Source organism: Vreelandella boliviensis LC1 (assembly GCF_000236035.1).
GTDB classification, from domain to species: domain Bacteria; phylum Pseudomonadota; class Gammaproteobacteria; order Pseudomonadales; family Halomonadaceae; genus Vreelandella; species Vreelandella boliviensis.
The window spans coordinates 891,414-906,663 of sequence record NZ_JH393258.1 but is presented as its reverse complement, the minus strand read 5'-3'; the positions used below and the strand labels follow the sequence as shown (position 1 = coordinate 906,663).

Genomic DNA, 15,250 nt, shown 5'->3' with positions numbered 1-15,250 from the left:
ACCATGATTGATTTTGCCGCAGTAGGGCAGAGTTTGGATCTGCTTTTTTCTAATTTTGGCCCTTGGCTGGTAGTAGTGCCGGGTATCGTTCTGGGACTTATTTTTGGTGCAACGCCAGGCCTGCAGATCTCAATGGCGATGGCCATTTTCCTGCCGATGACCATGTACATGGACTTTATTCAAGCCATGTTGTTTCTCACCGCCATTTTTACGGGTGGTTCATTTGGCGCTGGCATTCCAGCCATTTTGATGAATATACCGGGTACCTCTTCGGCAATCGCTACCGCGTTTGACGGTTATCCCATGGCGCGTAAAGGTCAGCATAATCAGGCATTAGGCGTTGCGTTAGCTTCATCGGTGATTGGCGCGCTGATGGGCTACGTGGTGCTGTTCTTTATGATACAGCCGCTTTCTTACATGGTGCTGAGGCTGGGGCCAGCAGAGATGTTTGTGGTTATTCTCTGGGGCATGACGCTGATTGCGAGCTTAAAAGGCGAACAGGTACTTAAAGGCTTGGTGGCAGGGTTTGTTGGTTTGTTAGTGGGGACGATTGGGTTTGGCGAAATTGGTTTGGCTCGCGGGACGATGGGGCAAACTTACCTGTTAGACGGTGTCCCCGTCATCCCTGCCATGATGGGAATGTTTGCTGCTTCTGAACTGTTCAAACTAGCCAATAAAGGCTTCATCGTTGAATCTGCCGATGCCCGCAAGGTCAAGGTGAGCGAAATCTTTGAAGGCTGCAGGATGGCGTTTCGCTACCCCGTAGTAATGATTCGGGGTGGTTTGATCGGAGTGTTAGTAGGAGCGGTTCCTGGCGTTGGTTCGTCCGTGTCTAACCTGCTCTCTTACATTGAAACTAAGCGCCGTGACCGGGATCCCGATTCATTTGGGAAAGGCAATCCAAAAGGGGTAGTAGCGTCTGAGGCGGCTAACAGCAGCTCCGAAGGGGGCTCAATGGCAACGTTACTAGCATTAGGGATTCCCGGTGGCGGGGCTACCGCGGTCATGTTAGCGGCATTTGCTATGCATAACATCACCGGTGGGCCGCAGTTTATTCGCCAACAAACTGACGTGGTTTACGCGATCATTTTTGCTAACTTTGCCCAGGTGTTTCTACTGGTGATTATCGGCTTATTGTTTATTCCTCTGTTGGCCAATATCGTCAAGGTGCCCATGCGCTACTTGATACCTTCGGTGTTGGTGCTAGCAGTGATGGGGTCATTCGGTTTAACCGGCAATATGACAGGTCCCGCTACGGTGCTGATTTTTGCCGTGATTGGATGGATATTTCGTCACTACGGTTACTCTGTACCCGCCGCTGTGATCGGTATGTTATTAGGCTCGTTGGCTGAAAAGTCGCTACTTCACTCCTACCAAATCAGCGGTGGCGACATTACCTATGTGTTTGAGCGCCCAGTGACACTGGCTATTTTTGCCCTCCTGCTGATCTCGTTATTTAGTCAGCCGCTAATGAAGAAGCTTAAAGCGCGTCAAGAGGCTGCCCAATCATGATGTCTAAATTAAATTATGATTGCTAAATTCATTATCTGATATGTTGAAAAGAACCGTCATTACCGTTGGATTGGGTTTTGTGGGTGGCTGGGTGGCCACCCTATTTTCATTGCCCTTGGCATGGATGCTGGGATCTCTGTTTATGGTGATGTGCTTATCATTGATGGGCGTGAAGACCGGTGTCGATAAGCGCTTACACCGAGGCGCTATTGCCCTGTTAGGGCTTTTTATCGGTAGCCGAATTCATGCTGATGAGCTTGCGGGGTTAGTATTTTGGTACCCCAGTGTGCTGGCAATGCTGGTCTATATGGTGCTGATGTTAGTTGGCGGCTACTGGATTTTTACCCGTGCCAGAGTAGGGCGCATGAATGCGATGTTTTGCTCATACCCTGGGAGTATGAATTCAGCGTTGGTATTGGCTGAACGCGCTAATGGAGATTTGCGCTGGATCGCTATCTCGCATTCGCTGCGTTTAGTGACGGTTGTGTCGGGGGCGGCGATATTAGCTAGTTTTTTTGTCGATGATGTGACGCTGAACAGCACGTCAACATCGTTAACCTTGCTAGGTAGCTTACTCTTTCTGCTAGCACCGCTTTGTTGGTGGTTAGGGCGCTTATTGAGAATACCCTTGCCGGAGTTTCTAGGGCCAATGGCAGCAGGGGCGATTATCGCCAATCTGGGGGTTGATACATCGTTACCTACTTGGATGGTGCTGACGGCATTTCTGGTATTGGGTGCATCGGTGGGGGCGCGCTTTTCGGGAACCCAATGGTCACAGGTGATCAGCATGGGGCGTTATGGGATTACTTTTGCCCTATTTGCCCTGGTGGTGGCGGCCCTAATGGCATGGTTAGTTTCAAGTTTTACCCAACTAGCCTTTGTTGCCGTCCTGCTTGCGTTAATTCCTGGTGGGGTAGGAGAAATGGCGGTGATCGCCATGGTTATGGGTATCGACCCGGTTTATGTTGTCTCTCATCATATATTGCGTTTGCTGCTGTTGATCTTTATGACCCCGCTAATGCTGCGACTGGTAAATCAGCCGCCTAAACAGGGCGGAAAATCACCGTGACCTCAAAGCCACCTTGCGGCCGATTTGTTAACGACAGCAGGGCAGAGTGCGTCGTTGCAATTTGTTCCACAATTGCCAGCCCTAGCCCGCTACCTGGGGAGTGTCTGTTGTGGCGGAAAAAGCGTTCTGTCAGTTTGGGGAGGAGTTCTTCATCAATCCCTATACCTTCATCACTTACCGTTAACACCACATGGTCTTCTTCAGCCGTTAATGCAACAGTGATGACACCTTGGTAGGCATGGTCACCACCTGCATGGAGGCTGGCATTTTCGATCAAATTGGTGACTAACCAGCGCAACAAAATGGGGTCGCCCAAAATATTAGGTATTGCTTTGTGTTGATCAAAGGCGAGTTCTTGGTTTTTTGTATAAATACTAGGTGCAGTCTGAGCGCAGGCATCATGGCAAATGGCAATTAAATCGACATTTTCTAGATGAGACGTATCAACTAATTCGCTACGTGTTTTGGCGTATTTAAGCAGTTGCTTAACGGTATGGCTTGCATGTTCAGCAATACGTTGAATCTCTCGCAGGCTAGTATGAGCGGGTGATTGGGAGGCGTCTTTAAGCGACATTTCCGTTAAAGCACGAATCTCTGAGATGGGGGTTCTAAGCTGATGCGAGACATCGGCATTGAGCTGCTGAGTGCTTTCAATACTGCGTCGCATGCGCTGCATTAAATGATTAATACTCTGGATTAACGGCAGGATCTCTTTTGGGGCTGCATCATCCAATGCGTGCAAGTCATTCGGTGAACGTTGTCGTAAGGCTTGGCTAACTGCGTTAAGAGGTGCTAGCCCGAGATGAATGGCTAAAAGTGCAATTGATATGGCTAATAAGCCGGTAACGACCATTAACCCTGTGAGGGTTATCATAAAGTCGTTAGTAAGAGTGTGGCGTGCTTCCTTTGATTCGGCGACTACGACTTCAATGTTGACCGGTTCGCCTCCGCGCCGGAATGGAAGGGTAAGCGCAACGGCCCTTAATGCATTGCCCGCATAGTCTACATCATAAAAAATTGGCTCTTGCGACGTTTCGGGTGGAGCTGTCAAGCCACTAAAACCTGCGACCATGTCACCATCACTTTCTTTAATGCGATAGAAAATTTTGCCTTCGCCTCTACTGCCAAGTGTGCTGACGCTGAAATAGTGCATATTGATGCGCAGCTCGCCGTCCGCTGTGTAAATTCGACGCTCCAGCCGCTGAGCTGCGTTAAGTAGCAGGTCATCAAAGGTGGCATTAATTTGCCGGGATAGCAGCAGGTGACTTGAGAGCAACGCCAAAATCGCGAGGGCGGTGAAAGGTAGACCAATCCATAATAGCAGGCGACTGCGGATCGATTGGTTCTTACTCATGCGCTGGGCCTTTCGCGTCTTTAGATTCGTAGCCTTTAGAATCATAGCCTTTAGAGTCAAGGTAATAACCCAGACCGCGTACTGTTTTTAAACCGAAATCGTAGCCAATTTTTTTACGAATCCGTGAGATGTAAGTTTCCACCGCTGCATAGCTGACCGACTCATCAGCGGTGGATAGTCGATCGATGATTTGATCCTTATTGACGAGGCGATTTTGGTTGATCAACAGGTACTCCATGACCTCTAACTCACGGCGATGCAATAGCAAGGGTTTACCGTCAAGCCGGAGCTCCATGGCATCAGGTAAAAACTCTAAACGCCCACACTGCAGCGTTTCTCCGCCAAAGTGCTTGGCACGTCGCACTAACGCTCGGGCACGTGCAGTCACTTCTTCCAACGAAAAAGGCTTGCATAAGTAGTCGTCTGCGCCGACTTCAAGACCATGGATACGTTGATCCAGGCTGTCCCGCGCGGAGATGATTAATACGGGGATTGTATTCTGCTGATGGCGTAGTTGGCGTAACAGAGAAATGCCATCCAATTCAGGTAGGCCAAGATCTAACACCAACAGGTCGTAGCCGCCTTGTTCGAGCATATGGAGTGCTTTTCTTCCATCTTCGGCGACATCAATGCTAAAGGCAGCCTCGCTAAGTGTGGCTGCAATAGAGTTGGCTAAATTAATGTTGTCTTCAACTACAAGCGCCTTCATAAGCAGCCCTGTTGTTAGCCCTCTGGCTGGTACTTATACCCTACGCCATAGACAGAACGAATGATTTCCAGCTCCGGAAGTGCTTCGTGGATCTTTTTGCGTAGCTTTTTAATGTGGCTGTCCACGGTGCGCTCCGAGACGATGCGGTTGTCGCGATACATATGATCCATTAACTGTTCGCGGCTGAAAATTCGCCCCGGTGCCTGCATCATCACCCGCAATAGCTGAAATTCCACTGCCGTCAGCCCTAAATCCTGCCCGTGGGCGAGCGCCTGCCAGCCATCTTCGTTTAATACCACCGCTGCGTTTTGCACCTCGGCTGGGGCATCGGCCGCCGCGTGGCTGCGACGTAGTACCGCTTTGACTCGGGCGACCACTTCCCGGGGGCTAAACGGTTTGCAAATATAATCGTCAGCGCCTAGTTCTAGCCCTAGCAAGCGGTCGACCTCTTCTACCTTGGCGGTGACCATAATGATGGCAATGGCCGGCCAATGCTGACGTATTTCCCGGCTAAGGGTAAGGCCATCTTTACCCGGCAGCATGATATCGAGTAGCACCAAAGCAGGGGAGTGCTGCGCCAGCCAAGGCATTACCTCGTCGCCGTGGCCCAGGGTAGTTACCTCAAAACCATGGGTGGTTAAGTAGTCCGCCATCAGGCGGGCAATCTTCGGTTCATCCTCAACAATCAGTAGAGAGGCAGCATGAGACATAGAAGTAGACTCGCTTAACAGTGAACGTGAAAGCAGGGCTTAACGGTTCTTGTCATATCAGTTTTGGAGACATTACTCCCGGAAATATTAATCAGCAGCCAACAGCGGAAAGCGCAGCGTCCAGCGTAGCCCACCTAGCGTTGAGATAGTGGGCGTTAACGTTGCACCGTGTGCATTGACCAAGGCGCTGGCAATGGAGAGCCCTAGACCGCTGCCGCCGCTGGCACGGCTGCGGGAGCCTTCCACGCGATAGAGCCGTTCGGTCAAGCGCGCCAATTCACTTTCCGGAACGCCTGGCGGACTGTCCTCCCAGGTGACCACTGCCATCCCCTGCTGCGTGGCGAGTGTGACACGCAGCTCGCCCGGCGGTTGGGTGTAGGCGCAGCTGTTATCCAACAGGTTGTTCCACAGCTGGCGAAGACGTTGGGCATCGCCACGAATCATAATGCCAGGTTCGATCTGTTCGGTCAGCGTTAACCCGCTCTCGACCAACCAGCGATCAGCGTCGGCCAGGCGGCTAGCCAGGCAGTCGCTAAGGTCCATCGGCGCCAGTTGAATATCCAGCGCGCCCGCGTCGCTCTGTGACAGCAGGCGTAAATCCGTGACTAAGCGCTCTAGCTGCCCCACTTCTTGGGCGAGGGAGCTAAGGTTCTCCTGATTCAGCGGGCGAATGCCATCCTGCATGGCTTCGATCTCGCCGCGCAGCACCGCCAGCGGCGTGCGTAGTTCGTGGGCGGTGTCAGAAACCCAGCGGGCGCGGGCATCGCGGCTGGCTTCCAGGGTTGCCGCCAAGACGTTGAAGTCGCGTGCCAAGCGCGATAGCTCATCGCGGCCACGCTCGGGCAGTCGGGTGCGATAGTCGCCCTCGGTAAGGCGTAGCGTGGCGCCCGCCAGTGCTCGGGTACGCCGCCCCAGCCACCAGGAGAGCCCGCCCGCCAGCAGCAGTGACGCAATGCAGAGGGAGACCACGATAAGCACCAGGTTGCGCTGCTGACGTTCCAGGAAGCGACTCTCCATGCGTTCCATCATTTCTCGGGGAGGGCGGAAACCCAGCGAGCCGATATGGGTATCACCGCTACGTAGCGTCAGCCAATGCCAACTCCCCGAGCCTTCACGCCCACTCCTGGGCGGCACCACAAAGCGGTCATCCGCTGCGCGAAGGGTGAAATCCCGTGCCTCGCCTAGCGGAGAAGGGCGCTCACGGTGCTCCTGGCCTAGTTCAAAGCGCACAATATACGGCCAGCGCTCCGGTGACTGCTCCAACCACTCCCAGCTCTGCTGGGTTTCCCAGCGAGTGACAAGCCCATCGGCCAGCAATGTGGCACGGCGCTCCTGGGCCTGATTGAGGTAATCGAGAAAGCCTCGGTCAATACTGTACGAGACCGCAAGAAACATACTGGCTGAGATCGCTACATTGACGCTGAGAATAATCACGAAAAGTTTTAGCCCCAGCCGAGAGGGCCGCCATTGACGTATGGCTGTGAGCAAGGCCATCAGTGGGCTCCCTCTTTTTTATCCAGTGCGGGTTGGCGCGGCGCGCTGAGCCGCTCGCGAACATTCTCCATACCCAGGTAGAGGCAGGGCACCAGGATCAGCAGGATAACCGTGGCGAACAGCATGCCAAAACCTAGCGATATTGCCATGGGGATCATAAAGCGCGCCTGCCGCGAGGTTTCCAAAATCATTGGCGCCAGACCGAGAAAGGTCGTCAGCGTGGTCATCATAATCGGCCGTAAACGGCGGGTGGCCGCCGCCACAATGGCTTCCCGGGCGGTCATGCCTTCGCGGCGTTTGCGGTTGGCGTAGTCGATCAATACCAGCGCATCGTTAATCACCACGCCGGAGAGCGCGAGCATCCCCAGCAGGCTGATAATCGAAAGCCCAAAGCCCATGATCATATGCCCAGCGACGGCGCCGACAATGCCAAAGGGGATTGCGGCCAGCACCAGCAGCGGCTGTAGGTAGCTGCGGAAGGGAATAGCGAGCAGGGCATAGAGCGCGGCAATCATTAACCACATCGAGGTTTTTAGCGTGGCCAGGTTGTCGGCGGTGTCTTGCTGACGACCGCCCATGCTGACTTCCAGCCCCGGCCAGGTCGCTTCCAGGTTGGGGAACTCTTCTTCTTGTAGTGTGGCAAGCACTTGGTTAATGGCCAGATCACTTCCCGAGTCGGCGGTGACAGTAATAATCCGCCGTCCGTTAATGCGTTCAAGGCTGCTGGAGGCTTGGCTGAGGGTAATGTCAGCGACCCGCGATAGCGGCACACTCAGCCCGTCGGGGGTGCGCACCGGCATGCGGTAAAGCGCGTTCAAGCTGTCGCGATTATCGTTGGGCAAACGCACCTCAACGCTGATTTCGCTACGCCCTACGTATTGTTCAAGCGCGGTGGCGCCCTGGAGGGGGCTGCGCAGGGCTTGGGCTAAATTGTTACCCGTGAGCCCCAGGGCGCGGCCCTCGGCGGAAAGGCGCATCTCTAACTGTGGTTTGCCGTCGCCCAGCCCGCTGTCGATATCCGTAAGGCCGTAGCCGCCCAGCGTTTCTGCTAGCCGTTCGGCGGCGGCTTCCAGCACCTGAGTATTCGGGTGCGAAAGTCGCAGGCTAAGTGCCGCGCCGCTACCGGGCCCTCCGACATCGGCTTCAAAACGTACCGACTGGGCGCCGAGCAGATCGCCGGTGAGATCACGCCACTCTCGGGCAATCCGCGAGGGTGGCCAAGCTTCCAAGCTCTCGCTGGCAATATCCAACCTCACTTCCAGGCTTTCGCCGTCCAGGCGGCTGCGTGAACTGCTGAAACTGAGCGTCTCTTCGCGCTCGCTGAGGGCCTCGGCGGCGTCGAGCAGCTGTTGGCTTAGCGCGCGGCTAACGCTGATATTGCTGCCAATGGGAAGGGTGACCGTGGCCTGTACCTGATCCGATTCAACCCGTGGCATCAGCGAAAAGCCCAGCCGCCCGCTCATCGCCCAGGAGAGCGCGATGAGCAGAATCGCGATGCCCAGTGAAATACTCAGCAGGCGTTGGTTAAGGGCGCGCTGCAAGAACGGCTCGAACTGGCGGTAGGTGAAGTGGTGCAAGCCGCCCTGAAGACGCTGGCGCAGCGCTTCAAGGGGGCGCTGCCACGCCGGGGTTTGGCGGGGTTTACGGCTATGTGCCAGGTGAGCGGGCAGAATGACCAGAGCTTCCAGCCAGGAGATTAAAAAGACGGTGACAACGACCACCGGCACGGTGGCAAAAATCAGACCCAAAAAGCCGGGTAAAAACAGTAGCGGTAGGAAGGCGACAATATTGGAGAGAATCGCGAAGGTGAGCGGGGTGGCGATTTCGCTGGCGCCTTTAACCGCCGCATCGCGCAGCGAATAGCCCTCTTCACGGTAGCTGTAGATATTTTCGCCAACGATAATGGCGTCATCAACGACGATCCCCAGGGCGATAATAAAGGCGAACATCGACATCATATTGATCGAGACGCCGATCCAGGGCAGAAACAGCATCGCGCCGAGAAACGCCGTTGGAATGCCCAGGGTGACCCAGAATGCCAACCGCGCTTCCAAAAACAGCGCCATCAGTACCAATACCAGCGCTAGCCCCATCCAGGCATTTTTTAACAGCAGGCTAAGACGATCTTCGTAAACTTCTGAGCTATCGCGGGAAATGTCCAGACTGACGCCTTCGGGCAGGTTCGCGCGCAGGCGCTCAAGCTCAGCGTTGACCGCTTGGGAAATACTGGTCGGGGTTTGGTCGCCAATCTGGTAAACGTCCACAGAGAGGCCGGGCTGGCCGTTATAAAACTCTTCACGGTCGGTTTCGGCAAAGCCATCGCTGACCCTGGCGATCTCGCCCAGTGTAATTGGTGCCCCCTGAGTGCTGGTCAGAATCGGTAGCTCGGCAAAGGCCTCGGCGCTGTTACGCCGCCCCTGATAGCGAATCAGCCATTCCCCTTCGGCTGTCGTGAGCTGGCCGCTGGCAAGATCTAACGCCTCTTCGGCGATACGGCTGGCCAATTCCTGGTGGTCGAGGCCGTAGCGCTCAATGGCCTCTTCGTCCAGGTAGACTTGAATCTCCCGCTCACGGTTGCCGGAGAGCTCCGCACGGGAGATGCCCGAGGTGGCTTGGAGTTCGCCACGCACATCTTCGGCCGCGTCGTGCAGCGCCGCCAGGCCGACTTGGCCGTATACCTGCAGGCTCAACACGCTGCGGGAGCGCCCCGCCAAGGTAAAGCGCGGTGGGTCGGCAGCGCTGGGCAGGGTAGTGATGGCGTTTACCGCCTGCTGGATATCCTGATAGGCGCGCATCACATCCACGCCGTCAATCAGCGTGGCGTTGATGCTGGCGCTGCCTTCGCGGGCGATAGCGGTCAGCTCATCAATGCCCTCTACATCGGCAATGGCGGCTTCCATCGGCAGCAGCAGGCTCTGTTCCACATCTTCTGGCGTGGCGCCGGGGTAGCTGATAGTGACTTGAACGACTTCAATATCGAATTCGGGGAACACTTCTTTTTTAATCGCCAGCGAGGCCATTAGGCCGCCGACGATAAACAGCACCATCAGTAAGTTGGGGGCTACCCCGTGATCCACCATCCAAGCTAATGGGCCGCGTGGCACCTTCATGATTCGTCTCCCGGTTTATCTCCCGCTTGAGCCGGGGTGTCGTTGGGGCGGCGGATGCGCACTAGCTGGCCTTCTCTGGGCTGTGCCAAACCTGCGGTGACGACCTGCTGGCCGTCTTCCAAACCGCTACGAATCAAAGCATCATCTTCACCGCGGAAAGCCAGGGTGACCGATGTTCGGCGCAGGCGATTTTCTTCATCTACCCGCCACGCCACGTCGCCTGGGCGAAGGGCCGCAGAAGGCAGTGAAATAAGTTGCTCCTGAATAGCCGGTTGAAACGAGGCGCGCAGAACATCGCCCAGGCGCAGGGCAGGGCCGTCGGTTTCTAGGGCTAGCGGGTCGTTAACAGCGATCAACAGTTGCGCCTGGAGGCCATTCTCCTCAAGGCTGGGTAGCATCGAGACGAGCGTCCCTTCGCGAGTCGTGCCTTCGGGCCAGCCACGGCTGGTTAAGCTGACGCGCCGCCCCCCTCCCAGCCACTCTATCCATTCGCCGGGTAGCGAGGCGCGCACCCAAAATTGCTCGACACCCACCAGGTGCACTACTTCTGTGCCTTGGCTGAGGAGGCTGCCAGCGCCTACCAAACGCTCTTGCACCATGGCACGCCAGGGAGCTGTGAGGGTGGCGCGTTCTACATTCAATGCCGCCTGGTCGCGGGCCACCCGCGCCTGGGTTACCTGGGATTGGGCTTGGCGCAGCTGCGGTTCGCGCAGTACCAGTGACCGTCGCTCTGCAGAGAGCTGGCGACCAAAGGACTCGTACTCGCTGCGCGCCCGCTGCTGCTCTGCCTGCTCAAGTGCAAGCTGCGCCTGGGCATTGGCGAGCTGCGCCTCGGCATCTTCAAGGCTCAGGGCCAAGTCGGCTTGGTCAATATAGGCCACAGGGGCTTGCTGTTCGACGACCTGGCCGGGCACAACGCCGTCGGCAAAACGCTCCAATTGTCCCGCCACACGGCTGGCCAGCATGGTTTCCTGCTCCGCCTCAACGCGGCCAAAACCGTATAAGTTCGGTGCCTGGGAGCTTGCGGTCACCATGACGACGTCTACCATAGTAGGCAGAGGCTCCGGCGGTGGGGTACGTTCTATGCGGGGCGGTTGGGTAATAATCCACCAGGCAAGCGCCAATGTGGCAACAAGAATCAATAATGCAATCACGGCACCCAAGCGAATGCGGCCGTGTTGATTCGTAGCGTAAAAGCGAGAAAGAGTCATTACCGCGCGTCATCCATTAGGAGCGAAAATTCCAGAAAAATAAGCGTAATATGCTAGCATCGCGCATCGTTAAGCAGCCATTAGTCAAACAATGTGCAAATAACATGCAATTTCTACTTAGCTTAGCTTTCTTACAAATTGGCTTTCTTTCACTTGGCTTTCTTTCACTTGAAAGCAATAGACTGACTGGTCTACTTTAGGCATATGAAAAATACCTCAACGCGCGACAAACTAATCGATAGTGGCGCCCAACTGATTAGTCAGCAAGGCTACAACGCGACGGGCATTAATGCCGTTTTAAAAACGTGCGGTGTGCCTAAAGGCTCTTTTTATCACTACTTCTCCAGCAAAGAAGATTTCGGGCTGGCGGTGATCGAGCGCTTTGCCACCACCTACGATGAAATGTTGGTGGCGCTGCTAGAAGATAGTCACACGCCGCCACTTGAACGCCTAAGACGCTACTTTGCGGCTGGCCGTGAGCAGATGCTTGAGTGCGACCACGCCACTGGCTGTTTAATCGGCAACCTTGGCCAAGAGCTTTCGGGTCAGAGTGACACCTTCCGCGATGCGCTAAATCTAGTGTTTCAGCGCTGGGAGCAGTGCTTTGTGCGCTGCTTGCAAGATGCCCAGATGCGGGGAGATATCGCCACCCATACGACCCCAGAAGCACTCGCCAGCTTTATTCTTACCGGCTGGGAAGGCGCTATTCTGCGTGCCAAGACGTTGAAGTCCGTCGAGCCCATGGAGCACTTTGAAAAGATTCTGTTTCAGCAGGTGCTGGTGTCTTCCTCTTAACGCTTGCCTACCTAAACACTTGTGCTCTAGTGGCGAGCACGAAAGTGATGCTCTTCATCGGTTACATCGTTGCGGGTTGCGGCTATTAGGGCGTCATCAAGTGAAGGGTCATCCAGTGCGATTAAACCGCACTGGGCCAGCGCTTCACGTAGGCTGACCTGTTCATCCAGGCGCTGATATACCACCCGCACACAGCAGGGCATGCGCTCGCTATTATCCGCCACACCCATTTTTAAGCCGGTCAAACGCGTCACTTGGCTTTGATAGCTCGGAAACAGAATCGTTTGAGTGATTTCATGGCCGTTAAGGGTTTCGTGGTCGACCAAAAACAGCCGATCAGCAAGCTTCACCGCGGTGCCCACATAGCGATTGTGACACGGGCGGGCGTCGGGTGTGGTTTGCATCCGCTCGGTGCGCTGATAGACCATGCCACCTTCCCGTGCTTCTAAGCAAACCAAGGTTCGCATTAACTGCCCTGGCCGCGACATTGAGTGATAAAGCTCAAAGTAGCGGCCGATATAGCGCTCCATGCCTTCGCTGCCGCGCTGAACCAGCGCGTTCGGCCAAGGTAGTGTTGCCGGAGTGACTTCTGTATTCAATTGGCCGGTTTGCACCAGGGCACGAAAATCGTGGTGAGGGAGAGCGATATCCTCAGTAGTGACGCCAAAAAAGTGGCAAATGCGTTGCAGTGCCGCGTGGCTGGGACGGTAGCGCCCACTCAGATAGCGGTTAAACTGAGCACGGTTGATCGATAAACGCCGACAAACCTCAGCAATAGACGGGTAGTAGCTGCAGAGCAGGCGCAGGTTGGCCACAAAATCGTCATGCATGGGGTGACTCGATTCTTTTAGTGTCGTGGCTGCCTAATGTGATGCCTCGCGCCAAAGAGTGCAACGCTTTCCCGTTTGCCGGGCAACCCGCGACGTCGTGGCTCACTGGCGAATAAAGCCATGCTATATAATAGTCAGCTACATTAATAACATGCACAGCAAAAGACTTCTGCAACAAACCAGGAGTAAGCCATGTTTCACGGGTTTGAAAAATTGCAGCGCCAGGTTAACGGCGTCGAGATTGTGTTTCGCAAGGGCGGCAGCGGGCCTGCGCTACTGCTGCTCCACGGCCACCCTCAGACCCATGTGATTTGGCACAAAGTGGCGGAGACGCTGGCCCAGCACTTCACTGTCATTGCGGCGGATCTGCGCGGCTACGGCGACAGCAGTAAACCTGACGACGACCCCGAGCACTTTAATTATGCCAAACGTGCTATGGCTGCCGACATGGCTGAATTAATGACTGCGCTGGGTTTTGAGCGTTTCAAGGTGTTAGCCCATGATCGCGGGGCGCGGGTCGCCCACCGCTTAGGCGTTGACCACGCTGAGCGCGTAGAGCGTATGGTGCTGTTGGATATCGCCCCGACGCTTGCCATGTATTGCGGCACTAACGAGGCCTTTGCGCGCAGCTATTGGCACTGGTTCTTCCTGATTCGCCCCCAGCCACTGCCAGAAAGGCTAATTCAGAGCGATCCTGCTCAATACCTTAAAAGCGTAATGGGCGCCCGCAGCGCCGGTATGGCGCCTTTCTCCCCAGAAGTGCTAGCGGAATACGAGCGCTGCCTTTCACTCCCTGGCACCGCCACCGGTATTTGCGGTGACTACCGCGCCAGCGCCACGATTGATCTAGTGCATGATCAGGCAGATATCGACGCAGGCGTTAAACTCACCTGCCCGCTAAAAGTGATGTGGGGCGCTGAAGGTGCCATTGAATCCTGCTTCGATGCCTTGGCTGAATGGCGCAAGGTAGCCACCCAAGTAGACGGCAAAGCGCTCCCTTGCGGTCACTATATCGCCGAGGAAATCCCTGAAATATTGCTTGAGGAAGCACTGCCGTTTTTATGTAAGGAAGGGTGACAATAGGATTTAGAAAAACCGATCATAGCCAGATGGCAGATCGGTTTTCGACTCCCGTCTTTAACGTTCAATACTGCTAATGATCAGCGCTGCATTGACGCCACCAAAACCGAACCCGTTGCACAAGACATGCTGGGTAATGTGCTTTTGATGAGTCGCCGTGACGAAGGTTAAATCCTGCATATCCTCATCGCAGTGCTCAAGATTAATGGTGGGTGGTAGTTGCTGCGTATTGATGGCCAAGACAGAAAAAATACTCTCGATGCCTCCCGCTGCGCCTAATAGGTGGCCTGTGGCGGCTTTTGTGGCCGAAATAGGGATGGCTGGCAAGCGCCCACCGAATACGTTACGTAATGAGGCAATTTCAGCTCGGTCACCAACGGGCGTCGAGGTGGCGTGAGCATTGATATGGTCAATAGCATCAGTGGTAAGGTTCGCCATGCCTAGTGCCGCTTGAATCGCGGCTGCTGCGCCGGCCCCATCCTTTGGGCCTGCCGTTAGGTGGTAGGCATCCGCGCTGGTGCCGTAGCCGCTAATTACCGCTAATGGCGTCGCGCCCCGCGCGACCGCATGCTCAAGCGTTTCGATCACCATAACGCCAGCGCCTTCTCCCATCACAAAACCATTACGGGCTTTATCAAAGGGTCTGGACGCGCGTTCAGGGTTGTCTGCTTCTGTGGAAACGGCCTTCAAGGCGTTAAAGCTGGCAAGCGAAAGTGGGTCAATACACGCCTCGGCGCCGCCGACGAGGGCAACATCAGCTTCTCCGTTGCGTATGATGCGCATGCCGTCGCCAATCGCCTGTAGACCTGCCGCGCAAGCCGTTACCGGGCAACCCAGCGGGCCTTGAAAGCCATAACGAATGGACAGATTGCCAGCAGCCAAATTGGCTAGGAAGGCGGGCACCGTGAAGGGGGAGAGTTTGCGATAGCCGCGTTCAGCAAGGGTCCTTTGAGCTTGAGTAATGGTAGGGAAACCGCCAATACCAGAACCAATAATGGTCGCTGTTCTGCGTTTTTGGGCCTGCTCAACGGGGAACCAGTTGGCCTGTGACAGTGCCTCTTTGGCTGCCGCCAGTGCGTAAAGGCTGAACAAATCCATTTTGCGCTGTTCTTTGGGATCGGCTATCTCATCCAGGTCAATACCGCCACTGGGGTCATGGCTAATGCTCGGCACCACACCAGCAATTTTGATTGGGATATTGCTTGTATCAAAGCGGTCAATGGTGCTGATGCCAGACTGGCCGTTAATCAGCCGCTGCCAACTTGTACTGACGCTGTTGCCTAGTGGGCTGACCATACCCATGCCGGTAATCACGATAGGTGAGTGCATAGTGACTCCTAATTTATTGATATGGTCACCCTAGCAATGGGCAGTAT

General features: G+C 55.2%; 12 protein-coding genes. 4 read left to right on the top strand and 8 right to left on the bottom strand.

The window, feature by feature from the left end:
- The first annotated feature begins 3 nt into the window (after window positions 1-3).
- Window positions 4-1,512, top strand: coding sequence for a tripartite tricarboxylate transporter permease (locus tag KUC_RS13345; protein WP_007113742.1), 1,509 nt, complete (start codon window positions 4-6; stop codon window positions 1,510-1,512).
- Between the two features lie 40 nt (window positions 1,513-1,552).
- Entirely contained in the window at window positions 1,553-2,581 is a 1,029-nt protein-coding gene (locus KUC_RS13340) for an AbrB family transcriptional regulator (RefSeq protein ID WP_007113741.1), read from the top strand.
- Here the strand turns inward: KUC_RS13340 and KUC_RS13335 are convergent.
- From KUC_RS13335 to KUC_RS13310, 6 genes are all read right to left on the bottom strand, one after another.
- Window positions 2,556-3,935: a sensor histidine kinase gene (locus tag KUC_RS13335; protein ID WP_007113740.1), complete on the bottom strand. Its 1,380-nt coding sequence runs from the start codon at window positions 3,933-3,935 to the stop codon at window positions 2,556-2,558. The two genes, KUC_RS13340 and KUC_RS13335, sit on opposite strands and share 26 nt — an antisense overlap.
- Complete coding sequence (locus KUC_RS13330; RefSeq protein WP_007113739.1) at window positions 3,928-4,644, bottom strand: response regulator transcription factor; 717 nt, start codon at window positions 4,642-4,644, stop codon at window positions 3,928-3,930. Before KUC_RS13330 ends, KUC_RS13335 begins: the two co-directional genes overlap by 8 nt.
- A 14-nt stretch (window positions 4,645-4,658) precedes the next feature.
- Window positions 4,659-5,354: a response regulator gene (locus tag KUC_RS13325; RefSeq protein WP_007113738.1), complete on the bottom strand. Its 696-nt coding sequence runs from the start codon at window positions 5,352-5,354 to the stop codon at window positions 4,659-4,661.
- An 87-nt stretch (window positions 5,355-5,441) separates the two neighbouring features.
- Entirely contained in the window at window positions 5,442-6,848 is a 1,407-nt protein-coding gene (locus tag KUC_RS13320; RefSeq protein WP_007113737.1) for an ATP-binding protein, read from the bottom strand.
- Window positions 6,848-9,958, bottom strand: a complete 3,111-nt coding sequence (locus tag KUC_RS13315; RefSeq protein ID WP_040480875.1) for an efflux RND transporter permease subunit — start codon at window positions 9,956-9,958, stop codon at window positions 6,848-6,850. Before KUC_RS13315 ends, KUC_RS13320 begins: the two co-directional genes overlap by 1 nt.
- Complete coding sequence (locus KUC_RS13310; RefSeq protein ID WP_007113735.1) at window positions 9,955-11,169, bottom strand: efflux RND transporter periplasmic adaptor subunit; 1,215 nt, start codon at window positions 11,167-11,169, stop codon at window positions 9,955-9,957. The genes KUC_RS13315 and KUC_RS13310 overlap by 4 nt, the downstream gene beginning before the upstream one ends.
- A gap of 204 nt (window positions 11,170-11,373) precedes the next feature.
- Here KUC_RS13310 and KUC_RS13305 point away from each other — a divergent pair, with 204 nt between their 5' ends.
- Window positions 11,374-11,964 (top strand): TetR/AcrR family transcriptional regulator, encoded by a 591-nt coding sequence (locus KUC_RS13305; protein WP_007113733.1) that lies wholly within the window; start codon window positions 11,374-11,376, stop codon window positions 11,962-11,964.
- Window positions 11,965-11,990: 26 nt separating this feature from the next.
- Here KUC_RS13305 and KUC_RS13300 read toward each other — a convergent pair whose 3' ends face one another.
- Window positions 11,991-12,794, bottom strand: coding sequence for a helix-turn-helix domain-containing protein (locus KUC_RS13300; protein WP_007113732.1), 804 nt, complete (start codon window positions 12,792-12,794; stop codon window positions 11,991-11,993).
- A gap of 192 nt (window positions 12,795-12,986) precedes the next feature.
- Between KUC_RS13300 and KUC_RS13295 the strand changes: the two genes are divergently transcribed.
- Entirely contained in the window at window positions 12,987-13,871 is an 885-nt protein-coding gene (locus tag KUC_RS13295) for an alpha/beta fold hydrolase (protein WP_007113731.1), read from the top strand.
- A 60-nt stretch (window positions 13,872-13,931) separates the two neighbouring features.
- On the opposite strand, the gene fabF is transcribed toward KUC_RS13295, so the two are convergent.
- The gene (fabF, locus tag KUC_RS13290; protein ID WP_007113730.1) at window positions 13,932-15,203 is read right to left on the bottom strand and encodes a beta-ketoacyl-ACP synthase II; all 1,272 of its coding nucleotides are present in this window, start codon (window positions 15,201-15,203) and stop codon (window positions 13,932-13,934) included.
- Window positions 15,204-15,250 lie beyond the last annotated feature (47 nt).